This window comes from Gilliamella sp. G0441, assembly GCF_050589305.1.
In the GTDB taxonomy this organism is placed as follows: domain Bacteria; phylum Pseudomonadota; class Gammaproteobacteria; order Enterobacterales; family Orbaceae; genus Gilliamella.
This window is the reverse complement of the sequence record NZ_JBNRJF010000006.1, coordinates 88,977-111,104: the sequence shown is the minus strand read 5'-3', so window position 1 is coordinate 111,104 and position 22,128 is coordinate 88,977. Positions and strand designations below refer to the sequence as shown.

Below are 22,128 nucleotides of genomic sequence, written 5' to 3'. Positions count from 1 at the left end.
TTAAATCTCCGATAACAGTCTTTGCCTGAAATGATAAGCAATGACTGCGGCTCCTAATAATAAAAACGATGCTAATTCTGCCATTAAAATATAGACATATACTGATATTTCATGACTTAAATTATGTGAATCTTTCAGTAGTTGACTATCAGTTTTTACCACTCCGTAAATAAGAATGACTAATAAAATAAAAGCAAATATTAGTGGCATTAACCATATTTTAGGGCTTATTCCATACTTAGCTTTTTCTACATTATCTCGCTGAATTTGAAATATATTTGCAGCAATTAAAAAAAGCGTAACAGTTCCTCCAATAAATAAAAGGATATATAAAACAGCGGATAAATAACTATCAAGTATAATTAATATCAAAGCAGAAGCAAAAAGCGAAATAATAAGGTATAAAATAGCCTTATTAACCTGTAAGCAACTAATTACTTTTATGCTTGCAACGATAGCAATAATCGACGTGATATAAAATACAACGATCATTAAATAACCCAATACTCATTGTGAATGGTATTAGTATATACCCAAATTAATTTAAGATACAGGCTTACAGATAATCTATTCATTGAAAAACAGATATTTAAATATTCAGCTTTAGTATTTTTATCAAATAGGGCAATTATTTTAATTTTTATAACGTTGTATCCTCAATATAATTAAAACAATAAAAAAAATAAAAACCATAAAATTTTATTATTTAAAATCAAATTAGCATTGTTATAAAGTATATAACTTAAGCAAATAAACAGACATTTGTATCGTCGGTCTGTGCAATTGCAAACATAGATTAAAGTCGGTTAGGTATAATGTTAACTAAAATGAGATTAAAATGAATAGTCAATACTCCTCAATGCGAAGTAATGTCAATATGTTAGGTACGTTGCTCGGTGATGCAATAAAACGAGCAACAGGTAATGATACTTTCGAGTTAGTTGAGAAAATAAGACAACTCTCAAAATCTGCACAGCAAGGTAATAAACAATCTCATACTGAATTACTTGAGTTAATCGAAAATCTTAATGATGAAGATTTATTACATGTAGCTAGAGCATTTAATCAGTTTCTAAATTTAGTTAATACGGCTGCTGAATATTATGGCATTTCACCTCATGGGGAAGCAGCTAGCAGCCCTAAAAAAATGACGGAATTATTCAGTACGCTAAAACAGCTTAATTTTTCCAACCAGACAATCACTCAAGCTATTAAAGAATTATCTATAGAATTAGTATTAACCGCTCATCCAACAGAAATTAATCGTCGAACGATGATTAATACATACACAGCTATAAATAGTTGTCTATCCCAACTGGATCATAATGACTTAGCTGATTATGAAATAGAGCGAATTATGCGACGATTAAAACAGTTAGTTTGTCAAGCATGGTATACCGATGAAATCAGAAAAAAACGCCCCACACCACTTGATGAAGCTAAGTGGGGATTTTCTGTGATTGAAGATAGTCTATGGGAAGGCGTCCCCTTATTTTTACGTGAACTTAACGATCAACTGGTGGATGCGTTTAGTGAACAATTAGCTGTCGAAAATGTGCCTGTTAAGTTTACTTCATGGATGGGAGGAGATCGTGATGGTAATCCAAATGTAACAGCTAAAGTTACTGAAAAAGTGATGTTACAGGCACGATTAAAAGCGATTGAATTATTTTTAGCTGATATTCAAATTTTGGTGCGTGAATTATCAATGACAGAATGTAGTCAATCCGTTATTGATTTGCTTGATGAAACAAATAAAACCGCATCAGAACCATATCGTGCAGTCATGAAGCAGTTACGCGCTCGTTTAGTTAAAACTCAAAGTTATATTGTTTCGTTACTTAATAATGAACAAGTATTAGCTCCTTCAGATATTCTGATAAAAAATGAACAACTTTGGAATCCACTTTATACTTGCTATCAATCTTTAATTGATCATGGCATGTCTACCATAGCACATGGTCCATTAATAGATACTCTACGGCGCATAAAAAGCTTTGGTTTACAATTAGTAAGATTAGATATTCGTCAAGATAGCTCTGTTCATACTGAAGCGCTAGATGCATTAACTAAAGAGCTCAATTTAGGTCATTATGCTCAATGGTCTGAAGAACAAAAACAAACATTTTTATTAACAGAACTACAATCTAAACGCCCTTTGTTACCCTACAATTGGCAACCATATGAAATCGTTACTGAAGTGTTAGATACTTGCCGTGTTATCAAGAAAGCAGGTGAAGAATCCATTGCATCTTATGTCATTTCAATGGCAAAGGCACCTTCTGATATTTTGGCTGTTTATCTATTGTTAAAAATTGTTGATTGCCATAAATGTGTTCCGATTGTACCGTTATTTGAAACGTTAGATGATTTAAATAATGCGAAATCAGTTATGCAAAAATTACTAGATATTCCTTGGTATCGAGAAAAGATTCAAGGTAAACAAATGGTAATGATTGGTTATTCTGATTCGGCTAAAGATGCCGGTACGCTTGCTGCATCTTGGGCACAATACCGCTCTCAAGAAGAATTAGTGGCATTATTTGAAAAATATAATATTAATTTAGTACTCTTTCATGGTCGTGGTGGTTCTATTGGACGAGGCGGAGCCCCGGCTCATGCTGCATTACTTTCACAACCACCCGGCTCGCTAAAGGGCGGTCTTCGTGTCACTGAACAAGGTGAAATGATCCGCTTTAAACTGGGATTACCGGAAGTTGCATTAAGTAGCTTAATGCTTTATGCATCAGCAATATTGCAAGCTAATTTGCTACCACCTCCAGAACCAAAGCAGGCATGGCGCGATATAATGGATGAAATGTCAGATGTATCTTGTCGTTGCTACCGGCGTTATGTACGTGAACGGGCTGAATTTGTAGATTATTTTAGAATGGTGACGCCAGAAGCTGAACTTGGCAGGTTACCGCTCGGTTCTCGACCTCAAAAACGCAAAACAGGCGGAGGTATTGAAAGTTTAAGAGCAATACCATGGATCTTTGCTTGGACACAAAATCGTTTAATGGTGCCCTCTTGGTTAGGTGCGGGTAGTGCACTAAAAAAAGTAATTGAAGAAGGTAAAAAAGATTTACTTAGAGAGATGTATCATCATTGGCCTTTTTTTAATGCCCGTCTTGGTATGTTAGAAATGGTCTATGCTAAAGCTGCACCCAATATCCATCAGTACTATGAATACAGATTAGTTGATTCTGCAATGTGGGCCTTAGGAGAAGAGTTACGTAATTTATTAGCTGAAGATATTAATACAGTATTAACAATTACTGATGATGATAGCTTAATGGCTGATTTGCCATGGATTGCTCAATCGGTAGCTTTGCGTAATGTCTATATTGAACCGTTGAACTTATTACAAGCAGAACTATTAAGTCGTTCTCGTCAACGTAATGAGGATGATAATGGTATTGTAGAACAAGGATTGATGATTACGATATCAGGGATTGCTGCAGGAATGCGTAATTCAGGTTAGATACCAAAAGGGCTTTAGCCCTTTCATTCTTCTGTTATTAGTGTATCTAAATAAGCTTTAGCGTCTTGGTCGCCTTGCTCACTCGCTTTTGTAAACCAATAAATAGCACTTTTAGTATTTTTATCAAGTCCTTCACCTTCTAAATACTTCAATGCTAAATTATATTGCGCATCGGCACTACCTTGTTCCGCCGCTTTTAAATACCATTCTATTGCTTTTTTAGCATCTTTGGGAACTCCACCACCGACATCATACATTACACCTATATTATATTGTGCATCTGCATAGCCAGCTTCAGCAGCTTTAGTAAACCAGTGGGCAGCTAGCTCATTATTAGGTTTTGTACCCGTTCCAGTGGCATACATTATTCCTAAATTATACATTGCAAGTACATGACCATGTTCAGCAGCTTGAGTGTAAAAATAGTTTGCTGCCACATGGTTTTGAATTAAACCATCGCCATGTTCTGACATGACGCCTAGATAATATTGAGCTTCAGGGAGATTGCCTGTTGCCGCTTTACTAAACCAGTCTGCTGCAATCGTACGATTTTCAGGAACTCCATCGCCAAAAAAATACATAATACCTAGGTTAAGATAAGCATCATAAACACCTTGTTCTCCAGCCTGAACAAAATATTTTACGGCATTAGGAACATCTTGAGCGATGCCTTTGCCATTTTTATACATTAAAGCTAAATTATAATATGCTAAACCATAATTTTGATCTGCTGCTAATTTAAAGTATTTAAATGCTTTAGATAAATCTTGTTTGGTACCTAAGCCATTTTGATACATATAAGCTAAATTATTTTGAGCTTTAGCTAAACCTTGTTGAGCAGCCTTTCTATACCAAAAAAAAGCACGATTATCATTTACTTTAACTCCTGAACCTTGTTTATACATATTTGCTAATGAGTATTGTGCTTGCGCATCACCTTTTTCTGCGGAGAGTTTTAAAGCTGGAATTAAAGCACTAGGATCTGAAATTTTAAGTTTTGAATCTGTTATATCACTTTCATCAGCTATTACCCCAAAAGACAGGCATAATATTAATAACAATAATAAATGAATTTTATTCATAATTTTTATTCACAATAAAAGTAAAATTAAATATATATTAACAAGATAAAATTAAATAGTTTATATTATTTTTAATAGATAAAATCTATATGTGTAATATTAAATATTTAAATAAAAACAAAAAAATTTATTAAATTAATTAATTAAATCAAATTATTGTATCAACATTTGAAAGTCAGACTTTATTTTGCAATATTATTTGATTACCTTAAAATTGCGATTAAACTATAAAAAAATGATTCTTTCTATTACTAAGTTTCTATCTTATGAATAAATAATTCAAGTATTTTTGTCATTATTCATGCAACTTTAGTCATTTATTGAGATATTTATATCATTTAGTTACTTAATAACATCTTCATTACTTTCACAAAAACTTTAACTATTTGTCATCAAATTAAATATTTATTGTTTAACGCTTATTTTTGGTAATAAATAGTTCATAACCAAATTAATTTTTATGATACAATTTCAACCTTTAAAAATAATATCGAATTAAGAGGACAAGTATGGACTTTTTTATTTCTAAGGCCTATGCCAATGATGGAGCCAAACCAAACGATAATTATTTGATGATAATTATGCTGGTTGTTTTTGGATTGTTTTTTTATTTTATGATTATGCGACCACAACAAAAAAGAGCTAAAGCTCACCGAGAGTTGATGGCTTCTATCGGCAAAGGTGATGAAGTGCTTACTAATGGTGGACTAATTGGACGAGTTTCGAAAGTCAACGAAAATGGTTATATTGCTTTAGAATTGAATGATTCTACTGAAGTGATAATCAAACGTGATTTTATTACGTCTGTATTACCAAAAGGGACAATGAAATCTTTATAATAAAATTTTATAAATTAAGATTCATTGTGTTAATTTAATAACCCCCACAAGAGAACATGTCGTGTTAAATCGCTATCCTTTGTGGAAGTACATTATGTTGGTCGTCGTTATTTGCCTCGGCCTTCTTTATGCGCTTCCAAATATATATGGTGAAGATCCTGCTATACAAATTTCTGGTTCTGATAGTGCTAAAATTAATGCCGAAAAGCAAAAAAATATTATTAGCTTGTTAGATAAAAATAAAATTGGTTACAAATCCTATGTTTATGAAAATGGATCTTTGGTCATTCGTTTTGGTGATAATGATACTCAGCTTGAAGCTAAAGAGATAATTTCAAAGAATTTAGATGAAAACTATATTGTAGCTTTAAATTTAGTACCAGCTACGCCTCATTGGCTTGCTATGTTTGGTGCCTCTCCAATGAAGTTAGGTCTTGATTTACGTGGGGGTGTCCACTTTTTAATGGAAGTGGATATGACAACAGCACTAAATAAGCTAATCGATCAGTCGATTGAAAACATAAAATATGAGTTTTCTAATAATAAACTGAACTATAAATCATTAAATGCAAATCATGAACAACAAATTGTTATGCAATTTGATAATGTTAATGATCGCAACAAAGCCATTGCTAGAATAGATAGATTACAAGATTTCAAAGTTGTTTCACAAAATGACAATAGCATAGTAATTAGTATTAGTGATTTACGCTTGCAACAAGCGAAAAATGATGCTGTTGCACAAAATACGACTATTTTACGAAATCGTGTAAATCAGCTAGGTATTGCAGAACCAATTGTACAACGCCAAGGTTCTGATCGTATTGTTGTAGAGCTCCCTGGTATTCAAGATACAGCACAAGCAAAACGTATATTAGGCGCAACGGCAACTCTTGAATTCCGACAAGTAAATGAAAACAGTTCATCGGATTTAGCCGCTATTATTAATGGGCAAATGCGAATTCCTTATGGTTCCGAAATCAAATATAACGATAGAGGACAACCCGTATTATTATATAAACGTGTTGTATTAACAGGTGATCACATCACCGATTCTTCATACAGAGTGAATGAATACGGTCAACCAGAAGTATCTATTACTTTAGATAGTTCAGGTGGTAAAACTATGCTTAACTTCACCCAAAAAAATATTCATAAGCCAATGGCTACATTATTTGTTGAATACAAAGATACGGGTAAACGTGATGAAAACGATAAACCAATTTTTGAAAAGCATGAACGAGTCATTAACGTTGCAACTATTCAAGGTATCTTTAGTGAACGTTTTCAAGTAACGGGTATCAGTAGTATTGATGAAGCTAAAAACCTATCATTATTACTGCGAGCAGGTGCATTAATTGCGCCAATTCAAATTATTGAAGAGCGTACCGTTGGACCAACAATGGGGCAAGAAAATATAACTCAAGGCTTAGAATCTTGCGTTTGGGGACTATTAATTTCGGTTATCTTCATGTTAGTGGTATATCGCCTATTTGGTGTATTTGCAAGTCTTGCGCTAGTAGCTAACTTAATTTTAATCGTAGGCATAATGTCTTTGTTACCGGGTGCTACACTGAGTATGCCAGGTATTGCAGGTATTGTGTTAACTGTTGGAATGGCGGTTGATGCTAATGTTCTTATTAACGAGCGGATTAAAGAAGAACTCAAAAATGGTCGTGGAGTTCAGCATGCCATTAATGAAGGCTATGCTGGTGCTTGGAGCAGTATATTTGATGCCAATATTACCACATTAATTACTGCCATTATCCTTTATGCCGTTGGAACAGGTTCAATTAAAGGCTTTGCTATCACACTCGGTATCGGTATTTTAACGTCAATGTTTACATCGATTGTTGGTACTCGTGCATTAGCAAATCTCATTTATGGCGGTCGTCGTGTTAATAAGTTATCAATTTAGAGGTGTATTGTGATTGTTAATGATAAAATAAATCATGATGTTAGAGAATTAAATCATGGTCGCCGAGTCCTTGACTTTTTAAAATTTGGTTTTATTGCTTTTGTGATATCGATGCTACTCGTTGTTGCATCTATTATTGTAATCTTCACGAAAGGATTCAATTTAGGACAAGATTTTACAGGTGGTACGACAGTTGAGATTACAGTGACTAAATCAGTTAATCTTGATGAAATCCGTAATAGCTTGCGTGAAGCAGGTTATCACGAACCAGTCGTCCAATATTATGGTAGCAGTAAGGATATCATTATTCGGTTAGCATCGGCTAAACAAAACGATGGAAGTGTCTCTTCTGTAATTGATAATGAGTTAGGTGTCAAAATTTCAAATTTGATTCATAAAAGCATAGATGCTGATGCTCAAATTAAACGTATTGAATTTGTTGGGCCTACAGTGGGTTCAGAACTTGCCCAAGATGGTATCCTTGCTATTTGTGCAGCCTTAGTTTGTATTATGATCTATATTGCCTTCCGTTTTGAATGGCGGTTTGGTACGGGTGCTGTTGTGGCACTTGCACATGACGTGATTATTACGGCAGGCTATTTATCATTGTTTGAAAGAGAATTAGATTTAACAATCATTGCTGCAATGTTATCCATTATAGGTTATTCCCTTAATGATACTATCGTGGTATTTGATCGAATTCGCGAAAATTTTAGAAAAATTCGTCGAGCATCACCCTATGATGTGATTAATATTTCATTGACACAGACATTACATCGAACGTTAATGACTTCGGGTACAACACTTGCAGTTGTCATTATTTTATATATTTTTGGTGGTTCAATGTTAAAAGGTTTCTCTGAAACATTAGGTGTTGGTATTGTTTTAGGAACCATATCCTCTATTTATGTTGCGGCTTACATGTCACTTAAATTAGGAGTTAAACGAGAACACTTCATGCCACAAAAAATAGAAACAGATGAAGTTGATTCACATTCTGTCACTCGTTAATCTTTAAACTCTGCTGGTACTCAGCAGAGTTTTATCAGACCGTTATTTAATCAAATAATTTTAAATAGATTGACACTTTTCGGCTAGTTGAATATCATTAAGCACTGTTTTCTACCCTCTTATATGGGGCCATAGCTCAGCTGGGAGAGCGCAACGCTGGCAGCGTTGAGGTCAGGGGTTCGATCCCCCTTGGCTCCACCAAATAATATCTTTTTTCAAAATTAAATATCGTCATAATCATACTATCCATCTTAGTTAGCTACAGCAATAATCGATTAATAAATATACGCTAGCTGCCAATTTAAACCTTCATTGAATCTATGATTAAAATAGGCAAAATCTTAATGTCAATTTGAACAATGTTGATTGTATCAAGCTTTGAGCATATATCCTTAAAGACTGAGTTCGCATTTTTATACTGAAATAGCCTAAATTTAGATTTCGTTAAATAAGAGTAAAGAAACGTATATAGAAAGTAAATAATATTTAATTTATAATAATAACGTAAAGATAGACTTTGAAGTTATTTGTAATAGGTCATTTATTTTAAGAGCAAATAAGCTTCGTCGATTCTATCTAAGACATTCTGTTTTAATTGGAATTATAAGTGGAACAACATGATGTAATGCGAATTACATCATGTTTTTTTTGATTTTAATTTATGTTCGATATTTTTATAGGTTATTACTTTATATGAAAAATCCTAAGCTTTCGGTTATTTGTCAAACCATTGCACTAATAACACTTTCGAATGCGACTTATGTCAATGCTTTACCGTGTAGTATAACGAATGGACAAATTAATTCCACAAACTCTTGCGAAGCTAATGATAGCAATCTCACCACTATTAATGTTAATGCTGGAGCTACAATCAACCATGATACCGCAAGTGACTTAATAATTACTAATCCAGGCGCTAACTCAAATAGTAATGGGATTAATGTGATAGGCCAAGATGCCAATTATTTGTTGAATTCATCCGGTGCAAAAGGCGATGTAACAATTGATATCGGAAGCAATAAAAATCAAAGAGGACGTGGTATTTCGGTAGAAAAAGGTGCTTCTGCAACCATTAATTCGAAAAATATTACCATAAAATCAAAAGACAAATACACTAATGACTGGAATGCAAACAATGCATTATGGGCAGGCTCTGGCGGTCAATTAAATATTTTAGCAGATAATCTTGATTTAGCTGTCGAGAATGCCACCACACCTTATGGAACAATAGCTGTCAACAACGGAAAAATAAAAATTCAAGGCAATCATGGATTATCAGTCGCGAAAATTTCTAATACTGGTGCATCAAGTGCCGGCATATGGGCAGAAGGCAAAGGGACGATAGATCTTGAACTTGTCAAAATTAATACTGATTCTTCTCAAGATTATGTCATGGGAATTTATACTAAAAATAAAGGCTCAACCGTCACCTTTGCTGGAGGTGAAATAGGTAGCCTTGCTAGTCGCGCCGGTTCAGCGATTCGGACATTGGAACAGTCACAAGTTATTGCCAAAGGTTATGATAAAGGATCTTTAATTATACAGACTAACGGAACGGATTCACGGGGTATTCGAGCAACGGGTGGTTCATCTGTCATTTTAAATAACGACAAACACACTAATTTTGTCACGCAAATTCATACTACTGGAAGCATTTCTGATGGTATCAATGCTGGTCGATTAGGAACAATGCATAAAGATGGAAAGATTTTTAAGCACGGCGGAGAGATTGGTTCTGAATTGGCGTCTTCCAGCATTGAAACATTTGGTGAAACACATATAAAAACAGATTCAGAAAATTCTTATGGTCTTCGACTTATTGGTGATGGAGCAAGCATAAAAATGCATGCGTTGGATGGACAAGGTCGTAGTACGATTCATTCAGCGACCACAGCAATACGTTTTAATTTTGGCAATGGTTACAGTCTGAATGAAGATGGTTCTTCGGCAAAAGATCTTGCTCAAAATATGATGCTCGAAAATGTAGACATTACCAGTGATGGAAAATCAGGTAAGTTCGAATTGATTAATACCAGTGATAATAACAGTTTTATCTGTAAACTTGGTGGCTGTGACAAAAATGGAAATAATACGTATGCTAGCGGTAATTTAATTCAGGTTGGGGATCACAGCCTTGATGTGGGTATGTTATCGCATATCAACGATAATAATTTAGCTATGACTGTGGCTGATTCAGTAAAAAATGGAGCACTAGTATTAAAAAATAGTTCGGCAACAGCGGCTGAAAATACCGATCTATTAAATGTTACTTATGGCGGTGGAACGGCTAAAGTAGCTGATAAGGTTTCAAGTAGTTTTAATTTAACGTCTAATGCATCGATCTTAAAAGGGAGTATCTTTACGGATAAAACCTTGGACAAAGACAATCAAGCCAGCCAATCCAACATAAACTTGAATAATCAATCTGCATGGTACATTCAACGTGATTCAAATGTAACTAATTTAAATGTCCAAGATAGTGAAATTTACCTCAATCGTTACGACAATTGGAAAGATGAACAAGGTAAATTACTTGAAAATGCTGCGCAACCATCAAATTATACAGTGTTAGAAACAAATAAATTAACCGGTAACAACAGTCGTTTTTATTTTCAAACTGATATTGTTAACCAAAAAACGGATAAATTAATTATAACTGATAAAGATGGTACAGAAGGAGAACACTACGTAATTGTAAAAAATGATGGATCGCAAAGTACGAAAGGAACAGAAAAAATAGATATTATTCAAACAAATGGAAATCATGCTAATTTCAAGTTAATTAATAAAGTTGAATTAGGTGGTTATGAATACGATCTTAGACAAATCACTGATCCTGATTCAGACGATCTGGGTGGTTGGGAGTTATATAGTACAGGTTCAAAACAAAAACCTTCAAAACCACCAAAAACTTCAACGGCTCAAGCAACGCTAAGCTTTGCTAATACAAACTATATGCTCGTTTATATTGATATCCAAACTTTATTACAACGAATAGGTGATTTACGTAATATATCGAATCATCAAGGGGATTTTTGGATTAGAGGCGTAGTTGGTCAATTAAACTCATTTGCATCTGTTGATTATAGCCATTATAAAATGAATTATCGGGGGCTACAAAGTGGTATCGATAAACTTATTTATGAATCTGAAAATGGTCGTTTCTATTTAGGTGGAATGATTGGCTATTATGATGTTGATCAACATTTTAAACGAGGAAATGGTTCTGGTAAAAATTATAATATCGGTATCTATTCAACTTACATCACGAATAACGATTTTTACTTAGACGGTATTTTCAAATTATCCAAATTAAAAAATCAATTCAATGTTAGTGATAGCCAAGGTAAAAATATATCTGGTAAAGGGAATACCCACGCACTAAGTTTATCGTTAGAAGCGGGTAAACGTTTTTACCTTGCCGAGGCAAAACAAGGGATATATGCAGAACCTCAGTTACAACTTGTTTATACCAATAATAGTTCTGATTCAACACATGCGTCTAATGGATTAAAAATAAAATTTGATAGTTATAACTCTTTTATAGGACGCACTAGTGCAATTGTGGGTTATGCTTTATCCAACAACATCCGTCAAACTAACTTATATTTAAAAACAGGTTATGTAAAAGAATTTGATGGTGATACCACTTATCGATTAAATAATAGTAAAGAATCTAATCACTATCGTGGACATTGGTTTGAAAATGCGCTCGGTATAAATACAACCATTGAAAATAAGCATCATGTTTACGGTGAAGTTGATTTTGCTAAAGGTAATAAGTTTGATAAAAAACAGATCAACCTCGGTTATCGATACAATTTTTAATAATAATAAAATCCTAACAATCTAACTTTATAAGCTTATTCCTCAGGGATAGGCTTTTTTTTTATATGTTGCAATGAAATTAGATCACGCAAATTAGAGTCTTAATGAAAAATATCTTGTTTAAAAATAACTTTATTAACCTCGATTAAAAAGTTAGCATTAGATATATTAAAACATGAGGATATTACCGATGACCATTAAATATTCACTTCATCACTCACCCAATGATTGTAATAACATTGATGATGTTAGAAACGAAATCGACAAGATTGATTATACCATCATTAAACTATTAGCTCATCGATTTGAGTATGTTAAAGCGGCTAGCCAATTTAAAAAAAATGCGACTGATGTACAGGCTAAAGCTCGTTTTAACAGCATGCTAGACCAGCGTATGCTTTGGGCTACTGAGTTGGGACTTGATGGTGAAGTAATTAAAGAATTATTTGCTAACTTAGTAAAATATTTTATCAATGAAGAGATGAAGCATTTTAATCATGGACAAAAAAACTAAATTCAAGTTAGTAAAATCATAAAATTTATAGCGAAATAAATAAGGAAATATATGGCTTTTTCAGAATTAGAAAAGCAACACCTTTTAGAACTAAAATATGTTGGTGATAAAATAATCGAAAGATTACAACAGATGGGATTCGATTCATTCGAAAAGTTACGTAATACCTCCTTAGAGGAAATCCTAAATAAAGGGGCTTTATTAACCGGATCATCATGTTGGAAAAATAGCCATCAAGCTAAAACCGCAATCCAAAATATTTTGGCTTTGGTTAATCAACGAGATTAATTTGTGGTTCTAATCAGTGGCTATTTAATTAACCCCTATCTAAATAGGGGTTAATTATGAGTATAGCTACCTGATTTATATTTGAAATAATGACTTAGTCTATCATTATCAATTTTATCCAACGCATTCCAAGTTAAACGTGTTTATTTTTGAATTTGAATTAAATTAATTTAAATAAAAGCCCAATTCTTTAGAGTAAAAAGATGATTCCTTGTCTGTCTCAACTAAAACAATAATTGCGTTCGGTCTGTGTATTTGTTGTCTGAGTTTTTCTAAACTCGTTTGATCCAGTTGAGGAATCTGATTTTTGATTTTTTCCCATTTTGCACGTCTTAGCGAAATTCGACTTTGCTCCCAGGCATATTCGGCATTACTACAGTAAGGAATAATTTTTCCATTTTTTTGATAAGCTAAATAGATATCAACGCTATCTTCTGATAAACGAGTCACTACTTCGACTTCGCTATCCCATCCATTTGTTAAATCACGCTTATAACCTGCATTCAAATCTAATACGCTTTGATTGGCGATTGACGATTTACTTAAATTAGCCCCTTGAGCACCATAATAATCTTTTTGTAATCCTGCTGGTGGTACAGGATCTTGTTCATAAACGGATTCAATTAATTGCCTTGCATCATCCGGCATTTTGATGCAACCTTGCTCGGATAGTATTTTTTGGGTATACCATAAATGAGCCGGATTAGCGTAAACATAACTGGTATTCCGAAAGGCTGGTTCGTCAAGCCAATTCGCGCTAGGTTCAGCTTGCCAATCCGGGGCAAGCACGGTTAGGGTAGGGGGATGGCGTTCATCTAACGATTGATTTTTTTCATCATATGGCTTGATATTACCCTGTTTATCGCGGACATGTCGCTGTAAACGTCCAGCTCGTTGTATCAATAAATCTATCGGGGCAATATCGCTGATCATTTCATCAAAATCAAGATCCAAGGATTGTTCAATCACTTGTGTTGCTATAATGACTTTTCCTGCACGAATTTGATGATTCGATGTTTTTCCAGCCCATTGTAATGTTTTTTCTTCAATGTCCAAACGGTCACAATACGCAAAACGGCTATGAAAAAGTAGGATTTGTGTATGATCCAGTTGTAAATTGAGTTGAATTTGTTGATATAGACTAATTGCATCTTGTACACTGTTTTTGATCCAACAAATAATTTTACCTTGTTGCATAGCTTTGCTGATTTTGTCTATACCTGCTTCAATATGGTTAATCCATTCGATATTTACTTGGCGTTTAACTTCTTGTCGGGTTTCAATCGCTTGTTCAACTAAGCCGTTATGATTAAGCTGTGTCATGAGTGGAAAAGGTAATGACTGTTCTAATTTTAAAGCTTGTTTATTACCAGTTAAGCCTTTATAAAAGGCATCGAGTAGTTTTTGACGCAGAAAAAAAGGTAATGTTGCTGTCAAAATAATAGCACTGCCACCTTGTAACGCATGGTAATGTAATAAGTTTTCGAGTAATTTTACCATGTAACTGTCATAAGCATGAACTTCGTCTAATATCAGTAATTTATGGCGTAATCCTAATAAACGTAACGATTGATGTTTGAAAGGCATAATTGCCATTAACGCTTGATCTAACGTGCCAACTCCCACTTCGGCTAACAATGATTTTTTTCGTGTATCAACAAACCATTCATTACATTCTCCACTCACTGATTGTTCACCCTTCGGGTATTTTTGCTGGCTAATTTCATCGTGATTTAAAATTGTTTGAGTAAAATGCGGATTCATATAGCTAGAGCCATGAGCCAGTACCAGCGAAGGATGGCTATCAGCTTGATATAATTGTTCGTAGACTTGAGCAGTGCGCTGATAAATAGCATTAGCTGTTGCTTGTGTTGGTAAGCCGATATAGATACCCTGTGCTTTTTTAGCTGTCATAAGCCGATGTGCTAAAATCATTGATGCTTCCGTTTTTCCTGCACCAGTCACATCTTCCATAATAAAAAGTTCTGCGCCATTATCAGAAAGTTGGCAGGTTAATGCTTGTTGCTGTAGTGGTGTTGGTTTTTCAATGAAAGGAAACAAATTTTTAATATCATTAAAAGGGGTGATTGGCGATGCTGTTGGTAAAGTGGCAATGGCTTTTTCTGCTTTCAACATCGCATGATTGTGCCAATATTCATCAAGAGGCATGGGCTGTGAACAAAACGGAAAAAATTGTTCATTTGAACCCAGCCAATCACTGATTACGGTCAAACCCGCAATTAACCAACTTATTTGTTTTAATTTTTTATGATAATTTATATCAAAAAAATGGCAAGCATGATGTGCTAGATTGCTATCGACAATAAACAATTGATTCAGTGCGATAATATAGTCTAAAGCCGCTTGTTTATCTTGTTCATTAAATGATGAATTACCATAAGCTTCTCGTTCTGGTGGCTTGCCATGATGTCCCGTCATAATAAGCAGCCATGCGTCATATAATTCATCAATATCTTCACTATGTTGTTCAAGCTTAACGTTTGGTTGGTGTTTAAGTGAGTTATTCCATAACCAAAAACCAAGCGAATCATGTCTGGATTTATAGCTTTTAGATGTATCGATGCTGACAAGTTGTGGATTATTATGTTTAAATAATGCTTGGAATCCATTCGCAAATTTGCCAATATCATGCCAAGCTAGAAAATAAGCAAACCAAAGTGCTGCTTGGTCGACATCTTTTGCAGAAAAGCCAATTTGTTCAAATAATTGTGATGAATTAAATAAATTTTGTTTAACTATTTGATAACCACACGCAGCGACATCTAAATTATGGTAAACAAGTAAGTGATAACTATTATTGTCGGGATTTTGTCGGCATTTTCCCCAATACCGGTAAAACTGCTGAGTCACTGAATATTAATCCTTTATGAAACTGTTGTGGCATGATATAAATTAATTATTTGTTATTGATTCAATTTTAAAAAATCTTATTTTTCATTGACAATAATTATACTTAATAAATGAATTAATATAACCAATCTAGTATAAAATTATTTTTATGCTTTAAAACCATTATGAACAAGACTTTTGTCAAATATTTGCATAGTATTGTTATGATCTGATAAATATAGATTATAATATCGAATAATTTTTAGTTAACTTAAAAAAACGGATTAAGTTTAAAGTTCGGTAAAGCTATATTAAGAGTTGATTAATTAGGTTTTGCTCATTTTGTTGAAGTTTGGCAAAATGGAAATATAAAATTAAAAAGGTGAAATTCAATTAAGGTCGGTAAAATTAAGGCTGACAAAATAAATAAAACAAAGTTGATAAATACAGGAATCAAATTAGGATGATTAACCAAATCAAACAAAACATATACGCCATCCTCATATCTACTTGTATGATGGGATTTGTGATTATTCCCTCATCTGTTTATGCCGACCAAAAACAAACAATATCAAAGCAAGCTGAACAACCTAAGGATATCAGTTCGTCTAGCAAATTATCTGATCATGATAACCAAGCAAATGTGGATAGCTCAAATCAAAACGGTGAACAGATTTATCATAAATCTGTTTTTTCTCTGTTAGGTGAACCTAAATATCCTGATAATTTTGAACATTTAGATTATGTTAATCCTGATGCACCAAAAGGTGGAGTAATTAAACTTGCTGAAATAGGATCGTTTGATAACTTTAATCGCTATGCTAGTCGTGGTGCTCCTGAAAAAAGTTCAGGCGCTTTATATGATTCCCTTTTTACCAATACAGCGGATGATATCACCAGTTTTTATCCCTTGATTGCAACATCGATAACTTATTCAGATAGCTATCGTTGGGCTGAAGTTTCCATTAATCCCAAAGCGCTTTTTCAAGATGGTAAACCTATAACTGCCGAAGATGTTGAGTTTACCTTTCATAAATTTATGACTGAAGGTGTGCCTCAATATAAAGTCTATAATCAAGGCGTTACCGTGAAGGCTCTAGATACTTATCGAGTTCGTATTGAGTTACCTAAATCAGAACGCGAAAAATTATTTTCGTTTGTCGGCAGTATGAGAGTTATTCCTAAGCATTTTTGGCAAAATCTTAATTTTTCTGAACCATTAACAACACCACCGATTGGTAGTGGGCCTTACTATATTAGCGATTATAAAATGGGGCAGTATGTAATTTATCAGCGAAATCCTAACTATTGGGCAAAAGATTTACCTGTTAATAAAGGGTTAGATAATTTTGATGAAAAACGTATTGAGTACTATATGGATGGCAGTATTGCATTAGAAGCCTTTAAAGCAGGTGAGTATGATTTTCGGGGAGAGTCACAACCCAAAAATTGGTTTACGCAATATCAAGGTAAATATTTTGATTCGAATGATATTATCAAACAGGAAAAACCAGTACAAACAGCAACAGATACTAGATGGTTAGCATTTAATTTGCAAAAAGATCTATTTCAAGATGTTAAAGTCCGTGAGGCAATTACATTAGCGTTCGATTTTGAATGGTTAAATCACGCATATTATTATAATAGTTATAAAAGACCTTTTAGTTTTTTTGAAAATACCATTTATGCTGCACATGGCGTTCCTACTGAGCAAGAATTGAAATGGCTTACAAATTTTAAAGATATTATCCCTGAAAGTGCGTTTGGAAATGCTTATTCGTTGCCTAAAAGTGATGGACTCGGTTTCAATCGTAATAATTTATTAAAAGCGACAGCTTTATTAAAACAAGCAGGCTGGAAGATAGAAAATGGAAAGCTGCTTAATGCTAAAACCCAACAACCTTTTGAATTTGAATTGGTGACCTTTCTTGGTGATGATATAAAATATGCGATCCCTTTTCAGCAAAATTTAGCTCGTTTAGGTATTAAGATGAATATTGTTACATTAGATTCAGCTCAATATTTACGTCGAATGCGTGAGCGTGATTATGACATGATGCCTCGTAACTATAATGCTGTTGAGTATCCTTCCTCGGATCTTATGATCCTTTGGGGAAGTGAATATCTTAATTCATCATGGAATGGTTCTGGTTTGCATAATAAAGCAATTGATGGAATTATTGGTGAAATTACCAAAAATGTAGATAATCAAGATGCATTAATTCCTTTAGGTCGTGCACTAGATCGTATTCTTACACATGAATATCCCATGATTCCTATGTGGTATAACGCTAACACTTATTATGCATATTGGAATAAATTTGGACAACCTACCAAACAGCCAACTTATGCCGTTGGTGTGGACAGTTGGTGGTATGATGCAGACAAAGTAGCTAATTTGTCTAAAAATAAGGAACGTTAATATGTTACATTACTTAATCCGACGTTTGTTACTTATCATTCCTACGTTGTTTGTTATTTTGACTATCAATTTTTTTATTGTACAAGTAGCTCCTGGAGGGCCGGTTGATCAAGCTTTAGCTATGCTTGAAAGTGGTCCAAATGCAGGTCAAAGTTTATTGCCTGGCGGAGATAGTTCGTCTTCATTATCGCTGCATCAAAAAAGTGAATCAAATTATCGAGGTGCACGAGGACTTGATCCCCAAGTTGTTGCCATGATTGAAAAACAGTTTGGTTTTGATAAACCAATATTTGAACGTTATTTTGAAACATTAAAAAAATACGTTTTATTTGATTTTGGTAATAGTTTTTTCAAGAGTGAATCTGTTTTAGGGTTAATTGGCAAAAGTCTACCTGTCTCTATTTCATTGGGGCTGTGGAGTACGTTAATTATTTATATTATCTCGATTCCGTTAGGTATACGCAAAGCTGTAAAAGATGGTTCAGCTTTTGACTTTTGGTCTAGTACCTTAATTATTATTGGATATGCAATACCTGCTTTTTTGCTAGCAATTTTATTAATAGTTTTATTTGCTGGGGGGAGTTATTGGGATATCTTTCCGTTGCGAGGATTGATTTCGAATGATTTTGCCCAATTAGATTTTTGGGGAAAAGTAAAAGATTATGCTTGGCATATTTGTTTGCCAACTATTGCTATGGTGATCAGCGGATTTGCATCACTGACAATGTTGACTAAAAACTCATTTTTAGACGAGATCCGTAAACAGTATGTCATTACTGCTCGAGCAAAAGGATTAACTGAAAGAGCAATCTTATACAAACACGTTTTTCGCAATGCCACGTTACTTATTGTTTCAGGCTTTCCTGCGGCATTTATTGGTATTTTGTTTACTGGCTCGTTATTAACTGAAATTATTTTTTCACTTAATGGCCTTGGATTATTAGGTTATGAAGCGATTATACAACGCGACTACCCGGTAATCTTTGGTTCACTTTATATATTTACTCTAATTGGACTCATCACCAAATTGTTATGCGATTTATCTTATATGATGATTGATCCACGTATTGACTTTGAGGCTCGTAACTAATGACCATGCATTATTCTATCAATCAACAACGCTGGCAGCGATTCAAACATAATCGTCGTGGTTACTATTCGCTTTGGTTTTTTTTAATTTTCTTTATTATTAGTTTGTTTTCTGATTTTATTGTGAATGACAGACCGATTTTCATTAAATACCAGGATAATTATTATTCACCTATCTTCCATTTTTATCCTGAAACAGAGTTCGGTGGACAATTGGACACTCAAACTAATTACTTAGATCCTCAGGTACAAAATCAAATAGAACAAGATGGTTGGATTTTATGGCCACTATTCCGATATACATATAATACGTTAATCTATGATACTCAAAGTACTTTTCCAACGCCACCTTCTGCATCGCATTGGTTAGGTACTACCGATGCAGGATTTGATGTATTAGCCAATATTCTATATGGATTTCGCATATCGATGTTTTTTGCCATTCTGTTAACTTTATTTACCACTATTATTGGAATAATAATTGGTGCAATCCAAGGTTTTTACGGTGGTAAGGTAGATTTAATAGGTCAACGATTTATTGAAATTTGGTGTGGTTTACCTGAGTTATTTGTGATTATCTTATTAGCCAGTATTCTACCTCTCGATTTTTGGTGGTTACTTGGTATAACTGTATTATTTGGTTGGATGGGTTTAGCTGGTATTGTGAGAACGGAATATTTACGAACACGTAATTTTGATTATATTCGAGCAGCAAAAGCAATGGGTATTAGTGATAGTAAAATAATGTTCCGTCATATATTACCTAATGCAATGGTGGCAACATTGACTTTTTTACCTTTCATTCTTTGTGGCTCAATTACAACATTAACATCGCTCGATTTTTTAGGTTTTGGTTTACCCATTGATTCACCATCTTTAGGGCGTTTATTGTTACAAGGTAAAAATAATTTACAAGCCCCTTGGCTAGGAATTAGTTCATTTTTAATTATTGCAACTCTGCTTTCACTGTTAATTTTTATTGGTGAAGCAGTAAGGGATGCATTTGATCCAAACAAAGGAGTGTATCAATGAGTTCCCCTTTATTATCTGTACAGGATTTGAGTATTGCTTTTAAAGGTTATGCTCAATCAATTTCGCAAGTGGTTAGCAATATTAATTTTGATATCGATGAACAAGAGACACTGGCATTAGTGGGGGAATCAGGTTCTGGCAAAAGTATTACTTCATTATCAATATTACGTTTGCTACGCAAAGAACAAGTGATATATCCAACTGGAGATATCCTTTTTGAAGGAAAATCATTACTACATGCACCAGAAAAACAGTTAAGAAAAATTCGTGGAAATCAGATCAGCATGATTTTCCAAGAACCCATGGTATCACTTAATCCTCTGCATACGGTTGAAAAACAACTGTATGAAGTTTTGTCATTACATCGAGGCATGCGACGTAACGAGGCCAGAAGCGAAATATTGCAATATCTTGATCGGGTCGGAATAAAAGAACCTAAAAATAGATTGTCAGCCTATCCTCATCAATTATCTGGTGGTGAAAGACAACGTGTTATGATTGCTATGGCAATATTAACACATCCTAAATTATTAATTGCTGACGAGCCAACTACAGCTTTAGATGTGTCAGTTCAAGCGCAAATTATTCAATTACTCAAGGAGTTAAAGACAGAATTAAATATGAGTATGTTGTTTATTTCGCATAATTTAGCTATTGTGAAAAAATTAGCTGACAAAGTGGCGGTGATGCAACAAGGTAAAATTGTTGAATATAATAATAAACAGCGTATTTTTTTACGTCCACAACATAACTATACCCAAACACTATTAAATGCTGAACCTAGTGGTGAGCCAATGCCATTACCTGAGATTCCAGGTATCCTGCTCAATGTTAATCGTCTAAATGTTGAAGTCATAACTCAAAAAAGATTATTTAGCAGTAAAAAGAAAAAAATTGTGGATAATGTTGGTTTTACTCTTCATCAAGGAGAAACAGTCGGGATTGTTGGTGAATCTGGATCTGGCAAAAGTACAACAGCACTAGCTATTTTACGCCTGATTAAATCACAAGGTGATATTTTATTCGATAGTCATCCAATACATAACTTATCGGGTAAAAAATTACTACCATTTCGTAGCCGAATTCAAGTCGTATTTCAAGACCCTTTTTCTTCTCTTAACCCACGTTTCAATGTTGAACAAATTATAAGTGAAGGTTTACTAACACATAAAAAACTCAGTAAAAAAGAATGTGAACAAGCCGTTATTGATATTATGTCTGAAGTTGGTTTAGAACCTAATATGCGCTTTCGAAATCCAATGGAGTTTTCAGGCGGACAACGTCAACGAATCGCTATTGCTAGAGCATTGATTTTACAACCTGAATTACTGATTCTTGATGAACCGACTTCGTCGTTAGATCATACCACTCAACAACAAATTATAAATTTACTCAAATCATTACAAGAAAAATATCAATTAAGTTATCTGTTTATCAGTCATGACCTCGGTGTCATTTATTCAATGTGCCATCAAGTGGTTGTAATGCAAGATGGTCAAGTTATAGAACAAGGCGCAAGGGAGAAAATCTTCTTTGAACCAGAAAACGAATATACTAAAACTTTATTATCTTTTTGGGATAAACCTGCTAGGTTAAAGTCTAAAAATAAAACATTGCTTTATTCTGAAAAAATGAATGAGCAAGAAGAAAAAGATGATCAAAAGTTCAAAAATAAAGTCGATTGGGGTGATGCCTTATTAATGCGAAAAGATTAATAAAATTGTCACTAGCAATATTTATAACTTATTTAAACAAAGAGTTTATTAATAAA

14 protein-coding genes and 1 tRNA gene are annotated in these 22,128 nt (G+C 33.9%); 12 read left to right on the top strand and 3 right to left on the bottom strand.

The annotated features are described in order from the left end of the window. The gene (locus ACKJXD_RS07065) at positions 1–492 is read right to left on the bottom strand and encodes an NADH-quinone oxidoreductase subunit J family protein (RefSeq protein ID WP_220216453.1); all 492 of its coding nucleotides are present in this window, start codon (positions 490–492) and stop codon (positions 1–3) included. Between the two features lie 346 nt (positions 493–838). Here ACKJXD_RS07065 and ppc point away from each other — a divergent pair, with 346 nt between their 5' ends. Further along, positions 839–3,484 (top strand): phosphoenolpyruvate carboxylase, encoded by a 2,646-nt coding sequence (gene ppc, locus ACKJXD_RS07060; RefSeq protein ID WP_430875937.1) that lies wholly within the window; start codon positions 839–841, stop codon positions 3,482–3,484. Positions 3,485–3,507: 23 nt separating this feature from the next. Here ppc and ACKJXD_RS07055 read toward each other — a convergent pair whose 3' ends face one another. Beyond that, a complete protein-coding gene (locus tag ACKJXD_RS07055; RefSeq protein WP_220216455.1) occupies positions 3,508–4,566 on the bottom strand; it encodes an SEL1-like repeat protein in 1,059 nt (352 codons plus the stop codon). 509 nt (positions 4,567–5,075) lie between these two features. Here ACKJXD_RS07055 and yajC point away from each other — a divergent pair. The 7 genes from yajC (at position 5,076) to ACKJXD_RS07020 (ending at position 12,964) form a co-directional block, all read left to right on the top strand. Next, positions 5,076–5,405: a preprotein translocase subunit YajC gene (yajC, locus tag ACKJXD_RS07050; RefSeq protein WP_220216456.1), complete on the top strand. Its 330-nt coding sequence runs from the start codon at positions 5,076–5,078 to the stop codon at positions 5,403–5,405. A gap of 61 nt (positions 5,406–5,466) precedes the next feature. Continuing rightward, complete coding sequence (gene secD / locus ACKJXD_RS07045) at positions 5,467–7,323, top strand: protein translocase subunit SecD (protein WP_255556808.1); 1,857 nt, start codon at positions 5,467–5,469, stop codon at positions 7,321–7,323. A gap of 27 nt (positions 7,324–7,350) precedes the next feature. After that, positions 7,351–8,334, top strand: coding sequence for a protein translocase subunit SecF (gene secF / locus ACKJXD_RS07040; protein ID WP_430875954.1), 984 nt, complete (start codon positions 7,351–7,353; stop codon positions 8,332–8,334). A gap of 125 nt (positions 8,335–8,459) precedes the next feature. Continuing rightward, a tRNA-Ala gene (locus tag ACKJXD_RS07035) sits at positions 8,460–8,535 on the top strand. A 492-nt stretch (positions 8,536–9,027) separates the two neighbouring features. Next, entirely contained in the window at positions 9,028–12,162 is a 3,135-nt protein-coding gene (locus ACKJXD_RS07030) for an autotransporter outer membrane beta-barrel domain-containing protein (RefSeq protein ID WP_430875936.1), read from the top strand. A 190-nt stretch (positions 12,163–12,352) separates the two neighbouring features. Next, positions 12,353–12,676, top strand: coding sequence for a chorismate mutase (locus ACKJXD_RS07025; RefSeq protein WP_430875935.1), 324 nt, complete (start codon positions 12,353–12,355; stop codon positions 12,674–12,676). 51 nt (positions 12,677–12,727) lie between these two features. Next, positions 12,728–12,964: a hypothetical protein gene (locus tag ACKJXD_RS07020; protein ID WP_220216461.1), complete on the top strand. Its 237-nt coding sequence runs from the start codon at positions 12,728–12,730 to the stop codon at positions 12,962–12,964. 165 nt (positions 12,965–13,129) lie between these two features. Here ACKJXD_RS07020 and cas3 read toward each other — a convergent pair whose 3' ends face one another. Beyond that, positions 13,130–15,835, bottom strand: coding sequence for a CRISPR-associated helicase Cas3' (cas3, locus tag ACKJXD_RS07015; protein WP_430875934.1), 2,706 nt, complete (start codon positions 15,833–15,835; stop codon positions 13,130–13,132). Between the two features lie 442 nt (positions 15,836–16,277). On the opposite strand from cas3, the gene ACKJXD_RS07010 reads away from it, so the two are divergent. Genes ACKJXD_RS07010 through yejF form a run of 4 tightly spaced genes read left to right on the top strand, consistent with a single transcriptional unit; the run spans position 16,278 to position 22,072 of the window. Continuing rightward, a complete protein-coding gene (locus ACKJXD_RS07010) occupies positions 16,278–18,236 on the top strand; it encodes an extracellular solute-binding protein (protein ID WP_430875933.1) in 1,959 nt (652 codons plus the stop codon). A gap of 1 nt (position 18,237) precedes the next feature. Next, entirely contained in the window at positions 18,238–19,326 is a 1,089-nt protein-coding gene (locus tag ACKJXD_RS07005; RefSeq protein WP_430875932.1) for a microcin C ABC transporter permease YejB, read from the top strand. Further along, positions 19,326–20,357 (top strand): ABC transporter permease, encoded by a 1,032-nt coding sequence (locus ACKJXD_RS07000; protein ID WP_430875931.1) that lies wholly within the window; start codon positions 19,326–19,328, stop codon positions 20,355–20,357. Before ACKJXD_RS07005 ends, ACKJXD_RS07000 begins: the two co-directional genes overlap by 1 nt. Next, positions 20,354–22,072, top strand: a complete 1,719-nt coding sequence (gene yejF / locus ACKJXD_RS06995; RefSeq protein ID WP_430875930.1) for a microcin C ABC transporter ATP-binding protein YejF — start codon at positions 20,354–20,356, stop codon at positions 22,070–22,072. The genes ACKJXD_RS07000 and yejF overlap by 4 nt, the downstream gene beginning before the upstream one ends. Positions 22,073–22,128: the final 56 nt, after the last annotated feature.